The following is a 19,632-nucleotide window of genomic DNA, read 5'->3' as shown; positions in this document are numbered from 1 at the left end:
GTCACATTAGTAAAGGGTTTCAGGTAAACGGAATTTTGTGAATAATCCCCCGAAGAAAGGATTATTAGATTCATCAACGAGTACTCGATAAGTCATATCACCGCCATCAATCGTGAAGCGAACGTCAAATGAATTGGATTTGATATTCATTAACTTCGCACTATCGACCAAGCGCATTTGTGCCCATGGCCCCGAGAAACTAATAGAACGGGGCGATTTATCACCAGAAAGAGGAACCAGAGTCAGTTTACTTTCAATATTTGAGCGCATCGAGTTTGGCCAAACAAGTTGCGTGACATGGCTGCGGCTATGAGCATAATCAATAAGCTGACCATCAAGATTTAAGATGCTACGGCGCTTATTGCCACTTAACGAAAGAGGTTCAACTGCAAATTGTGCTTCCAAATTACCTTGTGCATTAAAAAAGGTTTCTCTAATGCGATTGGCAGTTTCGATTTGTGCTAATACATCAGCGCGGATCAGCGATTGGCTATCCCTATTATCAACTAAGTTATTTTCAACAAATAAACGTAAATTTTGTTGGTAGAAGCTATCGAGTGTGCCATTGGGCTTAAAGAAGCGTTCAAACTCACTTAATGGTACATCCTGTTTTGAGTTTGGATTAAACGGATAGCGGCCTGCAATATAAGTATTATATTGTTTTACTACATTTTCATTCCATTCAACTTCCATATGTCGAATAGCTTCTTTCTGGACAACATTCCATGCCTGTTCAGCCAGCTCATCTACCCAGCGGTTGAGCGGTTCAGGCAATGTTTTTGCCATTTGCGATAATTCAAATATGGCATCTTTATTATTATCATTGAGTCTCATAGAGACTGCTTTAAGTGCTGCTTTGCCTGGTACTGGGGAATTTTGTATTCCCAGTAAATACCGGTGCAAATCATTCAATTTTTGATTGAGATTTTGTAAGTTTTCTCCTTGGTTACTGACTAATATCTCAGTTTGAGGCGTGAATTCTCTATCTAAACGAGTTAATAAGCGGTAAGACGGTTCTGCCATCAAGGCTTTTTGTTTTTCAATAGGTAAATTTTCATCAATGGATGGAATAACCGTATTATCACGCAAAACTTGCAAAGCACGACGTAAAGGCTGTTCTCCACTGATGATTTGCTCAAGGGCGATAATTTCATCTTGGATTGAATCAAACTCACGAATTTCTAAATTACTCATTCCGTTACGCCATTGAGCGATATAATCACTGAGATATTGCTCACTGATTTGACGTTGAATTTCTTTACGATCATTCTCACTGTATTGCGTATTTGATGTGAGATTGAGAACCCAAGCATCAAGTAAGGTAAGTTCAACTAATTTGTCATTTTGGCGAATAAAATAGTTTAATAATCCCGAGCGTGTTAAAAACTGCGGAATTTCTAATTTATCCTCATCAATAGCCGTAAAAACAGTATTAAAACTCGGGCCTATCTGATATTGCAAATTTAAAGGCGCTGAAAGTTCTTGGTTGGCTTTTAACCGTAATGTTTGGTACACACGTTGATAAAGTGATAACTCACTGAGTTCTTTCTGGGCATCTTTAATGGGGGTGGCAAAAGGCGTGAAAGCTTTATTTGCCGCCATAAGTCCGTTGTCACGTTCAGCCTTCCAATTAGTGTGTTCAAGCGCATAACGCAAATGCGCTTTTAATAGCATTTGTTTTTCACGTTGTCCTGTGAATAGATGACTCCAATAATTTGCCATGAAGTCTTCAACCATGCCATTATTACGCCCAGTTTTGTCTTCTAACATGCGCATAATACGTAAAACTTCGAGTTTATCTTCACTGCCCTTATCTGCATTATTAAGTTCAATTAAGAGCCCAGACATAATCGCGGGTAAGAAACGTTCAGTGAGCAATTGCAGATAAACTTGCTCAACTTGTGGGCCGACTTTTTGACCTTGGTACAACCCCATATCAGAAAACAACACATTTTTATCACGGTGGCTCCCATAGGCAAGTGTCGCTTCACGTAATGGGTTGAGGACGGGAAGTTGTAAGCTACCATCAGTGTCTTTTTGAACGTTATTATCTATCGTTCTAAAGGCCTTAACTTCATTAAGCACACTCTCACCAGCACGGTAGTTTTTATCATAATAGTGATTCCAACCACCCCAAAGGGCGATTAGACCCGCAAAACTTGCCAGTGTCGTGACTAAGAGACGAGAACGATGTTTTTTGACCCAATATTGGCTTTCAGCAGCCAAATTAGGTTCACTGAAAAGGACTTGAGCAAATAAATGATGTGTAAAGTAAGAATGGCTATCATTAATTGGCCAAGTTGTTAGTGGCGCTGTCGGTAGATGGTATTGCACAGATGCCGTTTGGCTAAAGACATCGTCTATTTGGCCAATCTGTAATGCAGAGGTGAGATAAACGCCCCTTAAACAAATATTATGTTGCTCGTTATTGATTAACAGCGCATTAATTAATGTTATAACGTGGCTCTGTAACCCTTCTATTTGACGTACAAAACTGAATAAATCGCTACGTTGGTTACCTTCTGCTCGTTGTAACATCATTTCAGGTAGTGCGCTGTTCATTTGGTTAACCCACTGTAACCAGAAATGCGTTAAACCGGTCTTCCAATCTTTTTGAGATTTAAGGTCGAAAGAAACGCCGAGCACTTGATTACGTTGTTGGGCATCCAATGATTGGTACATTGAATCGAAACCACGCAATAAATCTAGCTTCGTTAATACGATGTATAATGGCAGTTGACTATTAAAAGTCATTCTAATTTCTTCAATACGCATTTGCAGGTCGGCAATCAATTGACTATTTTGCTCTTTCGTATTGGTGAGTAAGGATAAGGTATCCACCGTTAAAATAATCCCGTTCATGGGTTGTCTTGGGCGATTAGTCTTTATCCAATTAAGTAGCTCTTCCCACAAGCGATGATAGAGCTGAGGTTTCTCATTATGTTCATTTGGTTGAGTCAATAGTTTGCCATTAGGGACAAAAAGAACGGCATTATCTGTTAACAAGCATTCAATATTTAAAGGAAGCTTTTGTTCATTAACGATATTTTCACTTGGCGCGATATCCAATGGATTCAGTGTGTTCTTTAATAAACTATGTTTTCCACTTTGGTTTGCACCTAAAACAAAATACCAAGGGCGCAAATAAACGGCCTTGGTATGGCCATTTAGGTGACGAGTAAATTGAGACTTCCAATAGTCTAAATAACGATTTTGGAAATCAATATCCAGTCTAACGGGGTCAACAACGGTTAACTCAACATCGAGTTTTAGAGCTTCAAGTTTTTTTACCCGACGCCATGTGACTAAGCCTATCCAACTGACGACAAGTAGAATGATAATTAACGTAGCAAGCCAGCGTGAGGTGAGTGTACTAAATGGCATCGAGTCTTGATAACTAAATGTAGGTCCCCACCACCAAATCCAAACAATGACGAGCGCAGGAAGTAACGCTAATAAAAATAGGAAAAAGGAGGCAATTTTAGGTTTATCAGCAAAAAACAGTTTTTTTACCGAATTGGTTATGTTTGAAATGGAGAAAAACGGTAATTTCATTATTGTAGATCCCTATCCATAGTCATTGTTGTTTCTGGTATTTTGTCTGTTTTTTGAACGAGTTGTCGTATGAGGCTGGGTTCCCAATCCTCAAGTGAAAAGTGTAAAGTAGCGGTATAAAGTTGCTGATATAAATGGGCCGCCATATAGCCCATTCCGGAGAGCTCGAATAGTTGTGCTGACAATAATTGCCCATAAAATTTATCTCTAGGCTCTATTGCAGTTACCAGACTTGATTCAATAAGTTTTAATGCAGCTTCCAGCCCTTGCTGTTCATAGCAGAGTAAAACATCTTTCTGTAATAACGTAGTGTTTGAATGAGACAATTGAGCACTCTTTGTTTGGTTACAATGTTCTAACCATTCTTTTACGCTGTCAGGGACGAAAGGGCTCATATCAGAAAAATACAAGTTGGCAAGGTTCGGAAGGCGAGCTAAAAAAAAACGTAACTCTTCAGCGATACCATTTGCGACTCCTGAATAACCTAACTTAACTGCCGTTTGTGCAGCGAGCATGTGGCCCTCTAACCAATAAGGTGAGAGTGATAAGCTTTGCTCTATATTATTTAATAGAGAGTCTGATGGTTGAGAAAGTTGGGCTTTGTAATCCATTACGCGATCCATTGAAACTGGTGCTAAAGGTGTTTTACCTTGATGATCGGCTTGGGGCAGCATGGTGATGGAGTACCAGATCGCATAACGTCTTAAACGATAACCAACAGAACTTTCAGGTGCTTGGAGACAAATAAACTCTGAAACTTGGAGCAATGTTTGCTTCCATTGTCTTTCGTCATGCTGATTTATATTGATTGCTGGCATGACAAGGCTATTTGCTGGTGGTTGTACAGGTTCAGTAATAGGCGTTGCGGCTTCTTTTGGTGCTGAAGCTAACACTATAGGTTGTTCGCTTTCTTCAATTCGTTGATAACCTCGACTCAATGCATCAACTTGTTGAGAAAGTTCGGGACTTTGCTCATGCCAAAATTGGGCTAAATAAGCAAAAGAGCCCAGAATATCATCACGCATTTTGCCATTAGCAGAACGGCAAAATGCATCGTTCGCAGATTCGAATCGTTTTAGAATTTGGTTAGCTAAACGTACTTTGAGCTTAATATTTGTTGGGTAGCAGGTATTCCAATACTGACGCGTAAAATCAGAAAGGATCTGTGCTGCTAAGACTAACTCTTTAGGTTCACCAGCATGCTGTAAGGTACGTAGTAAGTGAACGATTAAACGAAAATCTTTTGTCTGCGTCTCAAGTAACCGCAAACACCGGCGTTGAATTTCTTTAATATCTAATTGACTGTGACTGAGTGAGCCGAATTTTATCATTTCACTATCGATATACTCCCAGTCAGGATCACTATCGTTCACAGTGCTACACACCAGCTGTTCATCAATATGGGCAAGTAGCTGTTCTTTCCAGGAATAAGAGGTATTGTTTATCATAATTTCTACCAGTGGCAAGCGGCTCTTAATGGTTTAATTTCTTGGGACATCCCTGAAATATTGAACGTTAGTTTTTCGTTATTCGTTAATTTTAAAGTCAATTTTTCGCCACTCAGTAAACGCTTGATTTCATCTATGCCAGGTAAACCGCGGCTTGATTCCAATACATAGCCATTTTCACGTAAAAACCATTCCGCAGTGAATTGAGTTTTATCGGTTGAGACCATGACACTGCCTGCATCCTGTTTGTTTGGTAAAATAATTTGCATACGGGTAATGTTGTCAATGCAACTCAACATAAGCACAGGGCGCGGAGGTTGAAAACCAATGGTTGGAATGGTCATAATGACGGGGTAATCACCATTTTCGGGTACTGAGACTAAGAAACCTGCACTATTTTCGATACGCTTCATTTCATGCTCATAAGCTTGGCGCCAGGTTTTTCCCATTTGAGCAATATTAGATGAAGTATTTGGTTCAGACGTTGAGGACAACACTATTTTGTCATAACAATCTAAGCGAAGAAGCTGGGAAGATTCTAGGCGACACTGTGTGAGTTCTTCTGCGATATTCTGATCAATATTGCTTTCGGCTTTTCCTGGCAAAGCGAAGAAAATCGGCATAAAAGAGCAGAAAAAGATTTTTAGTATTTTCATTTTATACTCCATACTTCTTCAATTTATATATCAGCGCACGCTTAGATATGTTGAGGTGTTCAGCCATTGCGTTGATATCTCCTTTTAGTTCTCTTTGCTTATCTAATAAAATTTCTTTTTCATAACTCTCGATTGCAACTTCTAAGTCATTAATATTTTGGAAATTTACGGTTGCAGGTTCCATGTTTGTGATTGATGCTGTTAGTGTGCTTAAGGCCTCATTGAGGCTAACTTCCTTTTCCCTCTGCAACTGATTGAGATATAGCAAGTGAGAAATTTTTTGTTGCGTATTTGCTAATTCAAGAATGCGCTTTAATTGCTGATGAAAGAGCTCACAATAAATGGGAAAAATACCCTGCTCGAAGTTTTCTAACTCTTTGAACTGGCCTAAAAGAATAATGGCACCACATGATTTATGGTTAAGATCATGTAGTGGCAGACTATACAACCCAGTATTTACCGGTAGTTGTGAGATAAAATCACGTAATGGCACGTTATTAATATAGCTACCTTGTTGTAAATTCTTCCAAAATGTAGGTTCACCCTTCAACACAAGTTGAATCAAAGGGTGATCGGCATCAGTAATATCAGTGTCTAAAAAATGGCATTGAACTTGGAGCGAGTGGTCAATATTCCAGCTTTCTAATCTATTTTCAGTTTTATTGACCAATGAAATAATTAGCCCGCTGAATGCGCTGCGCGAAAAACTGTGTGTCAAAAATTGAACCACTAGTGCTTCTACGTCATGACACTCAAGAAGAGCAAGTGCATTTTTTAGTCTTGCTTTCATTTTTCTTAGCTAACCTCCGCAATAAACTCATCATTTTCTGTCGTTAGACGAATATGGGAGATGGCCTCATTACGGGCACTGAACTGAAGGAGTAACAAAGAAAGTGGGGGCAATAAAGCACCATCAATAATTGATTCTAAGATGCGCGCACCATTTTCCGCGCGAGAAGCTCGACGTAAAATTTCATTAGGGACACTATCTTCTAACTGGATTTTTGCATTAAAGCGTTGCTTCAATAGGATCATAAGGCGAGTCAGTTTGCTATCAACAATTTGCCGCAAAATATCAGCCGAAAGAGGTAAATAAGGCACAATTTCCATACGTGCCAGTAGGGCGGGCTTGAAGAAGGTTGTTAGCTCAGGATAGAGGGCATCTTGCAGTTCATCTGGTTTATCGGCATAAGCACTAATCACATGGTCGCCTAAATTAGACGTTAAGAAGAATGCGATATTTTTGCAATCAATAACTCGTCCTTCACCATCGGCTATTTCGCCTTTATCAAATGCTTGATAAAACAAATTTAGAACGTCTGGATGCGCTTTTTCGACTTCATCAAGTAGTACAACCGAGTAAGGTTTTTGGCGAATAGCTTCCGTTAATATTCCACCTTCACCATAGCCGACATAGCCAGGAGGTGAACCGATGAGGCGTGATACCGTGTGCTTTTCTTGAAACTCAGACATATTGATGGTTGTTAAGTATTGAGTTCCACCAAACATTAATTGTGCTATTTGGATAACCGTTTCTGTTTTACCAACACCACTTGGTCCAGCCAATAAAAAAGCACCAAGAGGGCGACCTGGGCGGCGTAAATCAGCGCGCGCAGTTAACAAATGTTTGTGTAGGCACTGTATAGCTAATGATTGCCCTTTAATACTTTCTTCTAAGTACATAGGAAGGTCGGTAACAATAGATAAGGCATCCTGCGATAATCGATTTAATGGTACGCCTGTCCATTCAGCGATAACGGCTGCAATTTGCTTTTTATCAACATGTGGGGAAACGAGTAAATGTGTTTCATGCAACTGTGTAAGTTGAAGGTCTAGTGTTTGTAATTCCTGTTTCAGCTCATCAGAATGGCGAGCTTCTTCAGACTGGAGTTCAGTGTTTTCACCGTCTAATAGCGTTGAGCGCAAAGTAATAATTTGCGAAACAAGTGCTTGTTGCTGTTCCCATGCTTGCTGTATATCTGACGCTTTTTGCGCAATCTCATTTGTTTTTGATGCTAGCTCCTCAAGGCGTTCGGAGTGGTTATCTAAGCCAAGATGATGTTCTCTTTTTAGTACTACGGTCTCCATTTCAATTTGCTGGAGCTCAGTTTTTAACGAAGAGAGCAGTTTTGGTGGCGAAGATAAATTGATCGCTGCTCTTGCGCATGCGGTGTCTAAGACATCAATTGCTTTATCGGGTAATTGACGGCCTGAAATATAGCGTTCACTCAGCTCTGCACTGGCTCGAAGTGCCTCATCATCGATAAAAACATGATGTGCTTTTTCATAAATAGCGCGTAAACCACGCATAATGATAATTGCGTCCGCGGATGTAGGTTCTGTGACTTGAACTAATTGAAAACGGCGGGCTAATGCGGCATCTTTTTCGAAATACTTTTTATACTCGCTCCAAGTGGTTGCTGCGATGGTTCTCAATTCACCGCGCGCTAATGCTGGCTTCAATAAATTAGAAACATCTAGACCACCTTGCTGATTACCAGCACCAATCAATGTATGAGCTTCATCAATGAATAGAATTATGGGGTGAGGAGACTTAGAGACCTCTTGCATGATGCCTTTAAAACGTTTTTCGAACTCGCCTTTAACCGCAGCACCTGCTTGCAATGCACCTAAATCTAAGGTTAGAAGTTCGCATCCTTTTAATTTTTCAGGAATTTCGCCAGCAATAATGCGTAATGCGAGGCCTTCAATAAGCGCACTTTTTCCGACACCAGGTTCCCCAACAACGACAGGGTTATTTTTTCGGCGACGGCAAAGGATATCAATCATAAGGTCGATTTCATGATCGCGACATAAAACAGGGTCTAATTCATTGTTTCGAGCTTGTTCAGTCATGTTCTGAGTAAACTTTGCTAACAATGAGTCCGAAGCGATTTTGCCATTGTCTTGAGGTGTCTTTTTATCAAAAGGTGATTCAGCAGAACCTTCCGTCCACTTATCAAAATTGAGTTTTAATTGTTCCCGGTTAACTTGCGAAAGCATGTCTGCAACAGGTTTTGGGAGGTAACGCAGGGGCATCTGTAATAATGTTAGAAAGAGAACACCAGAGCGCAGCTCACTATGGTTGAATTCCGTCGATGCAAGTAACCAGCTATCTTTCATCCACTCCACTAATAAGGGGGAGAAACTCGGGTAGCTCTGTGTAATAGCGTGATGAGGTGGAATTTGAATATCTAATAATTCTGACAGCTTATTAATATCCAAAGTGCTCTTCTGGCTGATCAGGCGAATGTCAGTTAATGGCGTTTCAATGAGTTTTTGAAGAAACTGAGCAATCGTAATTTCAGGTTGTTGATGGCTTACACAATAGGCTGCAGCGCTTTCTAACGCATGCTTAGCAATCGGGTGTAATCGGTTAACAAGTGTTGAGAGATCAATTTGGATCATAGTGCGTCCTAGCCGAGTAAAGTATTAAGTTGTTCCACAATACTGAGTGTTTGATAATTCAGTTGGGATGAGTAAATTTGATAAATAATAAACGCTAATATTGCAGCGCCAATGATGATGTAACGTACACCTAGCCGTTTACCTAAACGGTAGCGGCTCTGCTTGTTATCACCTTTTTCAAAGAGAACAATCGGTTTTGCATCACCTTTAAGTTGCTGTATCTGTTTTTGTAAGCGTCTAAGCAAATGGTTAAATTCATCATTTTGCCCTGCAGATACTTTGTAACGACCACGATATCCAAGGCAAAGACAAAGGTAGATAAACTCAATGAGGTCGAGGTAGCGTTTGGGTTCACCTAATAATCTTTCAATTAAAATAAAGACCTTTTCTCCACCCCATGATTCGTTATGAAAGTGGACAAGTAGTGACTGTTTTACCCAGTCGTTCTCTTGATCCCAGCCCAATCCAAGAGCTGTTTCATCAATGAAGGTACACAAGACATATCGAAATGAAACAATAGCTCCAGGCTCGTAACCTTGTATTTGTAATTGCTGTTCAATTGATGTGATATCCATAACCACTTGTTGATAAAGTTTTTCTGAAAGTGGTGTTTCAGACATCGCTTTCATTCGTAAGACCATACCTAAAAGTGGTGTTGCAGCATCGATCATTGGGTTAATGTTGTTCCCCCGAAGTGGGATTTGGTAATTCTTCTGCGAAATACCACTATCAACATCATGGTTAAGTAAAATATTATCAGTCATAGAGTGCTCCATCTCTTATCGCCCATAACTGAATATCTAAATCTGGGAAATTCCCAGAAACGTGGAATGCGATGTTGCCATCCTTTTGGATCCCTTTCCATTCACTACCTTGTTGATCAAAATGGAAGTAGTTATACCCAGAATGATAAGGCAATTGCCGTGGGGCGGTTGAAAGCGGAGATAAAGGGACTCCCGGTATTTGAACACTGACCAAGCTGCGAATATTATTTACCGTAGTTACTTTAGTTTGCTGTGGGAACTGCCGACGTAGTTGTTCCTGTGGCATCTGTGACTTAACTGCAATAATAAATTCCGCTTTTTGGAGCAGTTGTTTGTCATGAATAGTCGCCACTCGAATACCGTGTTCTTGGATTTGTAACGGAATAGGAATTGCACGCGGCGTCAAGACAACACTTAATGCTTCACGGATACTTTTTATTAATGGGAGAAAACTATCTGTTAAATCAAAGTGCTTATATTTTGCAATGGTATCGGGTAAGCGAGACGAGTTCGTGAATGTTTGCAGCTCGCCACAAAGTTCCAATAAATCCCGAAAAAGCTTTTCAGGGTGAATGACTGGCTCTTGCGCATAATGTGAATAAAGGGGATAGGTGCGGTTGAGTACTTGTAGCATCATAAATTCCGCAACATCCGCAACACCTTGCTGACCAGGAGCACCAATTCGGGAGGCTATTTGCTTACCTCGTTCATACAAAGTGCCTTCAATCTCAGTGAGAAATTCAGTGAGTAATAGCGATGCTCGAATATTCAAAAGGCTTGGAATATAATCGTTATCAAGCGTTAAGCTTCCGTTGGCATTACGCTCTCTAATGCGACATATGGGCAGTGCCACGTAGGCATCTAAGCCACTTTTACCTTGTTTAAGGATAGGGTTTAGTTGTGCAACATGGATAGCACTTAAATCGCCATTTTCTGTATGTAAATCACGAACATTTTCCATACATTCGCTATAACGTGAAAGTAAACGGCTCCCATTATGCTCGTTTGATATTTCGTTGACGTTTCCATTAGCTAAAGGAAAGGCGAGATAAATAATATGACTATCACTGTCGGTAATGTTTTGTATATCAATTGGTTGTGGTGACAAGTCTTGGCTAGGAAAAGAAAAAATGGTGCCGTCAGGCATAACACCAGATGCTTCCTTAATACCAATACGGCCTAAAGAATATAAATCGTTACTTAAAGATAAGTGGCTGAATCCCCAAAAATGAGAAATAAAATTTTTAAGAATACTTTCTGTAACGTAATCTTGATGACGTTGCTGTTGCTGAAAATGCTGAGGTTTGATAAATAGCCCTTCACGCCAAATTACTCTATTTTTAGTTGACATATTAATCATCCTCTTCTTGTCTAAATTCGATTTCGTTTTCTCTAATGTGGGCTAAAATAAAGTAATGGCGTCCCTTGCCTCGGGCTTTGACTATTTTTTTCCATTCGGCATTATCAGGGTCTGAATAGTACCCAATAATGCCTATATAACGGTTAGATGCCTGCAGTGTCATCGTCGGAAAAGGCTTATACTGCCCCGGTAAAATGGTGTAATCTTGATGGTCAATATAATTTTTCTTCAGAACTTTCTCTAAATCTCCATCTTTAGCTTCTATCTGGTCATGATCTAGAGAGCCAAATAATGAATCTTCATTTAGATAAACAATTTGGATGTTTATCGGCGTGGCCTCACCTTCCTGATTAGGGTTTATATAGGGCTCTGCGAGGATAGTTAAAGCAACCGTAGATGGCTGATCTTTTGGATAGCCAACGGGAATAGAAGGGTCCAATAGAATCTGACCCACCTTTGCTGCTGTTTGTAGAGATTTACTGCATCCACTCAAAATGAAAAACGAGCCAAATAACAGTAGCATTGAGAAAGTTCTAAGCTTCATTTAGGCTTCCTCTATCCCTTTTCTTAATGCTCGGTCATATGCATGGGCATAAACTTCATAGAATAGTTTTTCAAAACCTTGCTGCCGAGATGAAGAAAGCTCTTTGTAATAGTTACTGTACATTTCCCATGCCCATCCATCTGTCACTGGCGTGTTATCCGAAGCGCGTCGATATTGCGAGAAACGGTTTAATAAATGTTCTGGAGAAAAAGCCGCAAGCATTGTTGCTAAAGCTGTCGATATCGCCTCTTGATTTGCATGGTAATGCAATTGCATATTGTGCAAACTTTCAGTAACGGCAGAAGGTGCACTGAGGTGAACAGGGCTGCGTTCATCTGTAAACAACAGTTTCATCGTTTCTTCATAACTACTGTTTAGACGTAGTGGGTTATCTTCAATAGGGCGAAGTTGCTTATCTTGCAAACTTTCTTGTCGCTGTTGCAAAGCGAGTAAACCTTCAACTGCGGCTTTCATTGTTCTACCAAGCTCTATGAGAAAGTCATTAGCTTGTTGAGAGCTAGTTAAATTAAGGTGGATACCTAAACCATTCATAAGAGGGTTAATGGCAACATGGTCAATATCGGTCATGTGTTCATCTTCGAAAGGCGTAATTTTAGGTAAATCAATAAATTCTTGTACCATGGTATTCTCTTGATTATCTGATGTCGCAAGGGCAGGTGAATAAGAGAGTGTGTCACTCAATAAAGAAGGCTCTGAGATGATTGATTGACTCTTAGAAATTAAACTGAGATTTTCATTTTCTAACGCTTGTAAGGGATCTGCTGTGAAGGCACCTTGAACGGTTGGAACAAAAGGATGCTCCTTGTTTTCACTATTTGCTGTATCGATATCAAATAATGAATCTAAAGGATTATGGTCTTTAGCGACAATAGACTGCGGTGTCGCTGTCATTATATTTTGCGCAGGTTGACCCGTTAAACTGATATTGGTTGTAATAACCAGTTTGCCCACTCTAATTTGATCCCCTTGGGCAAGTTTCACGGCATCAAGATGTAAAGGAATGATCGCGTGATTAATGTAAACAGAGTCTGAGTTTACTTTTAAGCAAAAATGCTGATCTTTCCAGAAAACAGTATATTGATTGGCAGAGATAGAACCATCACAGTCCTGAATTTTCCAGTCACATTGATTGCTACTTCCAATTAGGCCACCATGTTGGGTCAAGGTTGCGCTCGGAAGATAACCACTTTCTAGCTGTTCACTATTCATTATGCTAAATGAAATTGTTGGCTGATGTTTATCCATGTCTTTTATTCCAATACCGTAATGGTGATATTTGGTTTTTTAGCGGGTTTACCTAAAAAGCTTTGCCAGCCTAATTGGTTGTGATTTTGTTTGCCTAAACAGAAACCTTCAGCTTGATTCTCGGCAATACTAAGACGTAAGTCCCAAGCTAATTGCTCATGAAAAATGTATGAAATGAAGGCAACGAGAGGTGCGAAATCACTGCCATTAGGTAAAAAACGCATATAGCGCTCTATAGTTAATCCACTGATTTCTATAGTACATTTTCCATTGCAATCATGTATGTGAGACCCAAGACTAAAATTTTCACCTAATAACATTCGAGGTCGAGATTTTTGTCCAGGTTGATGAGAAATAATTCCTAACTTATTTTGCTGCGATTCCGGGATAGGGACACGACGAGTTTCCCACTCAATAACATCTACATTTTCTAAGTCAAAACAATGAGATATTAGACTGCTAATGACATCTGCTGAACGGCTGGGGCTCGCTAAAAGGCCAGCATAAGCGAGCATTTTGCTGTGATTGATTCTAATTCGTCCACGGTTAGCCCCATTCCCTAACCCTACGAGAGAAAACATATACTGGGAGAATGAGTCTTGGCCTTCATTTTCAAAACAAATGTAGTAGCGATATTTCCGCCAGATACGATAGAGCAGAGAGATCAATCGATGATTAAAGATATTCAAAAAATCAGAGATCCCAGGGATCTGCTGGGCTTCTTCCCAAGCAAACTCATCAAGGTAATAACCAGGAAGTGGAGACTGGCTTCCTTGCAACCCGAGAAAAGCAACTTCTAATTCGTATTGATGAGTCGTATTTTTTTCAAAAGACACGACATCTCTCGTTGGGAATGCAACATTAGAGTGAGATTTAAAACGAATAATATCGTTGCTATCACGAATAGCCTCTCTATCTTGCTGAATCATTTTATTTAATAATTCAACAAGTTGATAAAAATTATACTCTGTAACCGATGCGCCAGCTTGTTCCAGCCAGCGATCGATTATTTCAGTATGTGCTGGTTGATTTGTGCTGGCCACTGATAAACTTCCTTATTATCAAGGTTAAGAACTTCTAATTCATGAAACATATTAATACTGGTATACAGCCTAAAGAATTGAGCAATAACAGTACAAAATAAAAACAAGCTTCCCTCAGAAAGAAAAGCGCTCTGGTGTACTACCAAGGTTGTCTTTAAACCACGTACTGGCTGCCCTTTGTAAGTACGCTCGATATGCTCTGAATGTAAATCAACTAATGCATCCAAACGCTTTTGGGATTGCCTTGCGGTTTGTCTGTCATAAATCGAAGGTAAATCATAGAGTTGTAATATTTTTTTTAACGAGTCTAGATTCAACAAAGATTGATAGTTTAGGGATAAATTAGTTAGCTCAGACCAATACAGCGTGTTATCGAGTAGTGGGTATAAGGGAAATGTTGGCTTGAATAAGTTTTTAGCTGATAAAGCCCCATAAGGTATGAATGAATGGTCTAAATCAATTGATCGTGTGGATAATTGGGACGCGATATAGCGATTAGTACAATTGAGTGAAATCGAAACCGTTTCTTCACATTGCTGCAATTGAGGTTCTTGCTGACGTACAAAAGAAAGTCGATGGGCGTAACCATAGGTACGCTCTTTTTGGGTTACCTTTAAACGATAATACCCCTCATTTTGTTCGTGATGATTTTGATGATAAAAACTTTCAAATGCGGTATAGGTGACTGAGTAAGCTTTATCTTTAGATGGATAGCGTAATCCATGAACTTCGTTAATGGAAAAAATATCAAAACAATGAGCGTATTGATAGTTAGGACTTAATACATATTCTTCATCTTTCCCTGTGAGATTAATTGCTTCGCTATCAGCGCGGAACAAATTCACGATGGGAGTACAATTCAGCTTAATGCTATCACTGTGGAGAATAATTCCATCGGGGATTTCTTTGTCAAAGTTAATAACAAGTTTGAATATCTTGGCTTGGATAGCTAAAGGAATATCTTCTATTCCTTGAATATCCAAAAATAGGAAAGCTTCAGGAAAACAGAAAAACTCTTGTAAGATACGGTAGCCATCATAACTATTTTTTGGGTAAGGGAGTAAAGCATCCTGTTTTTGGAAACCCGCTGGCCTCACTGAAAACTGGCTAAGTGGCAAAGTATGTTCATCTGTTACTAATGAAGCATTCTGTATATGCTGGCTTAATAAAAAATAAAGCTGGTTTGTTGTAAAGGGGGAACCATTTAAATAAAAACATAATTTATCTAAACCAATGTTAGCAAGAGGTTGCATTGCATCCAGCTCAAATATTATTTCAATGGCGGTTGTTTTTTGTAAAGTTTGAGTGATTTTTGCTGGTATTAACCATAGATCACGACTTTGGCTAAATCGACATTGAAATAAAGCCTCTTGGGGGGCGTTTTCACTTTGTACATAAATAGGTGTTGCATTAAAGAGTTGGCCCGCTGAAATTTTTATTGCATGCTGGCATTCAGTATAATTAGGCAGGTATTCAACAATTGTCATGCTAGGCACAGGGCGTGCGTAATTTGGCCATAGCATATTTGCTAAGCTATTGGTTAATTCAGGAAATTGCCTATCTATTTGCTGCCGTAAATTACCTGATAAATACGATAGTCCGTCTATAATACGGGCACTATCAGGGTCTTGAATTTTATTAGATAGTAGATTGACAAGTTGCGGTTTTTCTTGCGCAACTTGTTCTGCTAAATCATTTAAGTATTCTGATTCATTCGTAAAATAGTTTTTTGATGACATAAGAGTGCTACTTTAACTGATATCTACGATTGCTATCCAAATACATATTGAATTCAATGAGTTGCTTTTGGTCATCTAAATCAATACAAGCATTAATACTGAATTGTAAAGATAAACTATCTGCATCATTATCAATAAATTGCACATCAACGCTGCTGATCCTAGGCTCATAAGAGGTGATACAGCTTGCAATGCTCTTCTCTAATTCGGCCTTAAAATCAACTGCAGATTGAGTTGCATCATTTAAATCAGGTATCCCTAAATGTGGTGAACCTTGGCAACTATTTGGTCGACTATTCAGGACATAATTTAAATTTTGCTTAATTGATTCAATGAGTGTATTTGTGCGTGAACGAGAGGAGAAACCTGAGTTTTTCCCCTTAATTCGATCGAATAAGCTGGCTCCGTTATTAGAGGACCAGCCGTGATTGAATGGCATCCCCGTTACTCTTTATCGAGGCGACCAACGAGTGATAGTTCAAAGTTTGCACCCATATACTTAAAGTGTGGGCGAACTTGAATTGCAACCTGATACCAGCCTGGATCGCCTTCAACATCAAGCACTTTAATTTCAGCTGAACGAAGAGGACGCTTACTACGAACATCTGCTGGCGGGTTTTCTTGGTCCGCTACATACTGTTTAAGCCAGATATTCAGTTCACGTTCAAGATCTTGTCGTTCTTTCCATGAGCCAATCTGCTCACGTTGTAGCACTTTAATGTAATGAGCTAATCGGTTGATAATAAACATGTATGGCAGCTGGGTTCCTAACTTATAGTTAGTTTCTGCCATTTTACCTTCAGGGGTATTTGGGAAGGTTTTGGTTTTTTGAACGGAGTTTGCAGAGAAGAATGCTGCATTATCACTACCTTTACGCATTGTTAAGGTAATAAAACCTTCTTCTGCCAGTTCAAATTCTCTACGATCAGTGACTAAAACCTCGGTTGGTATTTTAGTTTGTAATTCACCCATCGCTTCGAAAATGTGTACTGGGAGGTCATTAACGGTACCGCCACTTTGTGGGCCAATAATATTTGGACACCAACGATATTGCGCAAAACTATCATTAATACAGCTTGCAAGTAAGAATGCGGTATTACCCCATAAGTAGTGCTCATGGTCTTGTTTAACATTTTCGGAATAGTTAAACATTTTTACCGGGTTTTCTGTCGGGGAGTAAGGCAACCGTAACAAGAAACGAGGTGCCGTTAATCCTAAGTAACGCGAATCTTCAGCTTCTCTTAGAGAACGCCATTTGGTATGAGCAGGCCCTTCGAAGACAGATTTTAGATCCTTAATTGCAGGCAATTCAGCATAGCTATTAATGCCAAAGAAATTAGGGGAAACGGATGATAGGAATGGTGCATGTGCCATAGCGCCGACAGTACTGACATATTGCATTAATTTCATATCAGGAGCCGTGTTGTTAAATGCATAGTTTCCAACGATTGCGGCAACTGGCTCACCACCAAATTGACCATAGCCTGAAGAATAAACGTGTTGATAAAAACCAGATTGAACGATTTCAGGTGAAAATTCAAAGTCTTCTAATAGCTCTTCTTTTGTCGCATGAAGAATATTGATTTTGATGTTTTCTCTAAAATCAGTACGGTCAACGAGTAATTTCAAGGAACGCCATGACGCTTCAATTTCTTGAAATTTAGGCGCATGAATGATCTCATCAACTTGGGCGCTTAATTTGTTATCAAGCTCAACCAACATTTTGTCAATTAATAATCGATTGATTTGTTGGTCTTCTGATTCATTTGCAAAAAGATTACTAATGAAGGCTGCAACACCTTGCTTTGCAATATCATATGCTTCAGTCTCTGGTGACATACGTGACTGAGCCATGATTTCATCTAGAAGAGAACCATTGGATGCTGGGGCTTGTTGCCCTTGAGCTTCTGTATTTAGTGACATGAAATAATCCTCTATAAACATTATTTTTGATTAGCTGCAATATCAAGTTCTTTTAGAAGTTGTTCGCGTGTTTCTTTATTTTCAAGTAATTCTTGAAGACGCTTTCTAAAAGCAGGGACATTGCCTAGAGGACCTTTTAATGCAACTAAAGCTTCTCGTAATTCAAGAAGTTTATTTAACTCTGGCACTTGTCGGGCAATACTATCTGGTGAAAAATCTTGTAGTGATTTCACATCAAGATTGACATTAAGCTCAGAATCATTGGCATTTTCAAGGGTATTACGGACGTTGATATTTAGATTAATACCAGCGCTTTCCATAACTGAATTGAAATTATTTTGGTTAACTGAAATTGCTTTTCGCTCTTCTATGGAGATATCTTCGGTCTTACCTGTCATATCTCCCACAATTAGCATGTTTAAGGGAAGTTCAACTTCAGCCTGAGCTCCACCTGTATTAGGTGTATATTTGATATTAATTCTTTCTTTAGGGGCAACACTACCGAGATTTTTCTTACTCATTTAAGTGAATCTCCTTGTATGAGTATATGATAACTTCTTAATTCCATAAATTAAAATGCCTAAATTAAAAATTAATTTAGAGCATACACTTCCCTACACAGAATGAATTCTGTGTTAAGATTTTTTCCCAGTAAGGTGTTTAAACTAGCAATATGTATATTTTATTTTTTTATCTTTTTTCATGATATACAAATTTAACTTAGGATCAACAAATAAATTGTTATCTAAACATGATTTTTTGATATTGGGTTTATAAATCTGCTCTGTCAATAGTTGTTTTTTATTTTTATTGCTACTACTAATCATTTAAAGTGTATTTGTGGTTTTTATGGACGTTATATGTGTTATTACAATATTGACTATAAGTATTTTTAACATCACGATGAATGGGAGTTAATGAAATAATTATAAAAATTCTGTGATGCCAACCAATATATTTACAAGATGTTACATTTTTACACGTTAAAGTTGAATGATTTAATATTATTACCTATTTAATATTACCTAATGAAAATTAGATTTATCTTATTGCGGGTTTCATATGACATTCATTGGGTATTCTATCTAAAGGTTCCTGTATTGAAGATGGGGGATAATTTAAATTTTTGCATGATGGAATAATAATAATTTCCTCACACGGTAAAAAATGAAATTGTAAATCACAAGAATCAGAATAACTGGGAAGTTTGACGTTTTTTCTAAAAAACTCGATTTGGTTCGATGGAAGAATAGTCGGTGAAATTGATTCAGAAAAACTGACTTCTTTTATTATAGGCGGATCATTTATTACTTGCCACTCAACAAAAAGTGTTTCACCACTTTTCCAAGAATCCGGAATAAATGAGCAACATTCTCCTAGTATATCAAAACCTATGAGGCCATTTACAGTAAACCACTGCATATGAGTGCCATTTACATGATTGACACCATAAATTCTACCCGTTTGAATTGAGCCTTGAGGATAAAATAGATAACTTAACAACCCCATAATTAGGAGGATAAGAAACATTATTCCTTTAATAGTCATACTAGTAAAGTCCTTTACCAATAAGCGAATGACAGCTTTGAAAATACAAAAAATTTATATTATAAAAGATAATTTGCCTTAAGTTTAAAATTAAACCAAATTAAAACACAACAACTTTTGTACATAATGCGAAAATTCTTAACAAAGTTATAATTAACTCTTTATTGTAGTAATTTGAGGACGTTTATGGGGTAAAGATAAATTTTTATAATTTACAAAACCAAAATATTTTGTTACTTATTACGTTTTATCGTAAGTAAAAATATACTGAAAGAGATTAAGGTAATTGTATTAAAAATAAATGTCTGATTACCTTCAGTTTGTTATCATTTCTTGGTTTTATAAAAATTATGAATAAAAATCAAATAGAAAAAACGC

Annotated in this window: 15 protein-coding genes; all 15 read right to left on the bottom strand. The window is 38.5% G+C overall.

Features of this window, described 5'->3' with window-relative positions:
* Positions 1-6: 6 nt before the first annotated feature.
* The gene (gene tssM, locus AC4IFO_RS15300) at positions 7-3,555 is read right to left on the bottom strand and encodes a type VI secretion system membrane subunit TssM (RefSeq protein WP_490735629.1); all 3,549 of its coding nucleotides are present in this window, start codon (positions 3,553-3,555) and stop codon (positions 7-9) included.
* On the bottom strand, positions 3,555-5,003 hold the full coding sequence (gene tssA / locus AC4IFO_RS15295; RefSeq protein WP_490735627.1) for a type VI secretion system protein TssA: 1,449 nt from the start codon (positions 5,001-5,003) through the stop codon (positions 3,555-3,557). Before tssA ends, tssM begins: the two co-directional genes overlap by 1 nt.
* A gap of 5 nt (positions 5,004-5,008) precedes the next feature.
* Positions 5,009-5,659, bottom strand: a complete 651-nt coding sequence (vasI, locus tag AC4IFO_RS15290; RefSeq protein ID WP_490735625.1) for a type VI secretion system-associated protein VasI — start codon at positions 5,657-5,659, stop codon at positions 5,009-5,011.
* A 1-nt stretch (position 5,660) separates the two neighbouring features.
* Positions 5,661-6,449: a helix-turn-helix domain-containing protein gene (locus AC4IFO_RS15285; RefSeq protein WP_490735623.1), complete on the bottom strand. Its 789-nt coding sequence runs from the start codon at positions 6,447-6,449 to the stop codon at positions 5,661-5,663.
* 5 nt (positions 6,450-6,454) lie between these two features.
* On the bottom strand, positions 6,455-9,067 hold the full coding sequence (gene tssH / locus AC4IFO_RS15280) for a type VI secretion system ATPase TssH (protein WP_490735621.1): 2,613 nt from the start codon (positions 9,065-9,067) through the stop codon (positions 6,455-6,457).
* Between the two features lie 8 nt (positions 9,068-9,075).
* On the bottom strand, positions 9,076-9,831 hold the full coding sequence (gene icmH / locus AC4IFO_RS15275) for a type IVB secretion system protein IcmH/DotU (protein ID WP_490735619.1): 756 nt from the start codon (positions 9,829-9,831) through the stop codon (positions 9,076-9,078).
* The gene (tssK, locus tag AC4IFO_RS15270) at positions 9,824-11,182 is read right to left on the bottom strand and encodes a type VI secretion system baseplate subunit TssK (protein WP_490735617.1); all 1,359 of its coding nucleotides are present in this window, start codon (positions 11,180-11,182) and stop codon (positions 9,824-9,826) included. The genes icmH and tssK overlap by 8 nt, the downstream gene beginning before the upstream one ends.
* 1 nt (position 11,183) lies before the next feature.
* Positions 11,184-11,735: a type VI secretion system lipoprotein TssJ gene (gene tssJ, locus AC4IFO_RS15265; protein WP_490735615.1), complete on the bottom strand. Its 552-nt coding sequence runs from the start codon at positions 11,733-11,735 to the stop codon at positions 11,184-11,186.
* The gene (gene tagH / locus AC4IFO_RS15260) at positions 11,736-13,001 is read right to left on the bottom strand and encodes a type VI secretion system-associated FHA domain protein TagH (protein WP_490735614.1); all 1,266 of its coding nucleotides are present in this window, start codon (positions 12,999-13,001) and stop codon (positions 11,736-11,738) included. It abuts the gene before it with no gap.
* Between the two features lie 5 nt (positions 13,002-13,006).
* The gene (gene tssG, locus AC4IFO_RS15255) at positions 13,007-14,044 is read right to left on the bottom strand and encodes a type VI secretion system baseplate subunit TssG (RefSeq protein WP_490735612.1); all 1,038 of its coding nucleotides are present in this window, start codon (positions 14,042-14,044) and stop codon (positions 13,007-13,009) included.
* Entirely contained in the window at positions 14,008-15,783 is a 1,776-nt protein-coding gene (tssF, locus tag AC4IFO_RS15250) for a type VI secretion system baseplate subunit TssF (protein ID WP_490735610.1), read from the bottom strand. Before tssF ends, tssG begins: the two co-directional genes overlap by 37 nt.
* Before the next feature lie 7 nt (positions 15,784-15,790).
* On the bottom strand, positions 15,791-16,222 hold the full coding sequence (tssE, locus tag AC4IFO_RS15245; protein ID WP_490735608.1) for a type VI secretion system baseplate subunit TssE: 432 nt from the start codon (positions 16,220-16,222) through the stop codon (positions 15,791-15,793).
* A gap of 5 nt (positions 16,223-16,227) precedes the next feature.
* A complete protein-coding gene (gene tssC / locus AC4IFO_RS15240) occupies positions 16,228-17,706 on the bottom strand; it encodes a type VI secretion system contractile sheath large subunit (RefSeq protein ID WP_490735606.1) in 1,479 nt (492 codons plus the stop codon).
* Between the two features lie 20 nt (positions 17,707-17,726).
* Positions 17,727-18,227: a type VI secretion system contractile sheath small subunit gene (gene tssB, locus AC4IFO_RS15235; RefSeq protein WP_490735604.1), complete on the bottom strand. Its 501-nt coding sequence runs from the start codon at positions 18,225-18,227 to the stop codon at positions 17,727-17,729.
* A gap of 520 nt (positions 18,228-18,747) precedes the next feature.
* Complete coding sequence (locus AC4IFO_RS15230; protein WP_490735602.1) at positions 18,748-19,254, bottom strand: DUF3304 domain-containing protein; 507 nt, start codon at positions 19,252-19,254, stop codon at positions 18,748-18,750.
* Positions 19,255-19,632 lie beyond the last annotated feature (378 nt).

The organism is Providencia sp. UF-224 (genome assembly GCF_058245955.1).
This window is presented reverse-complemented; position numbering and strand designations above follow the sequence as displayed.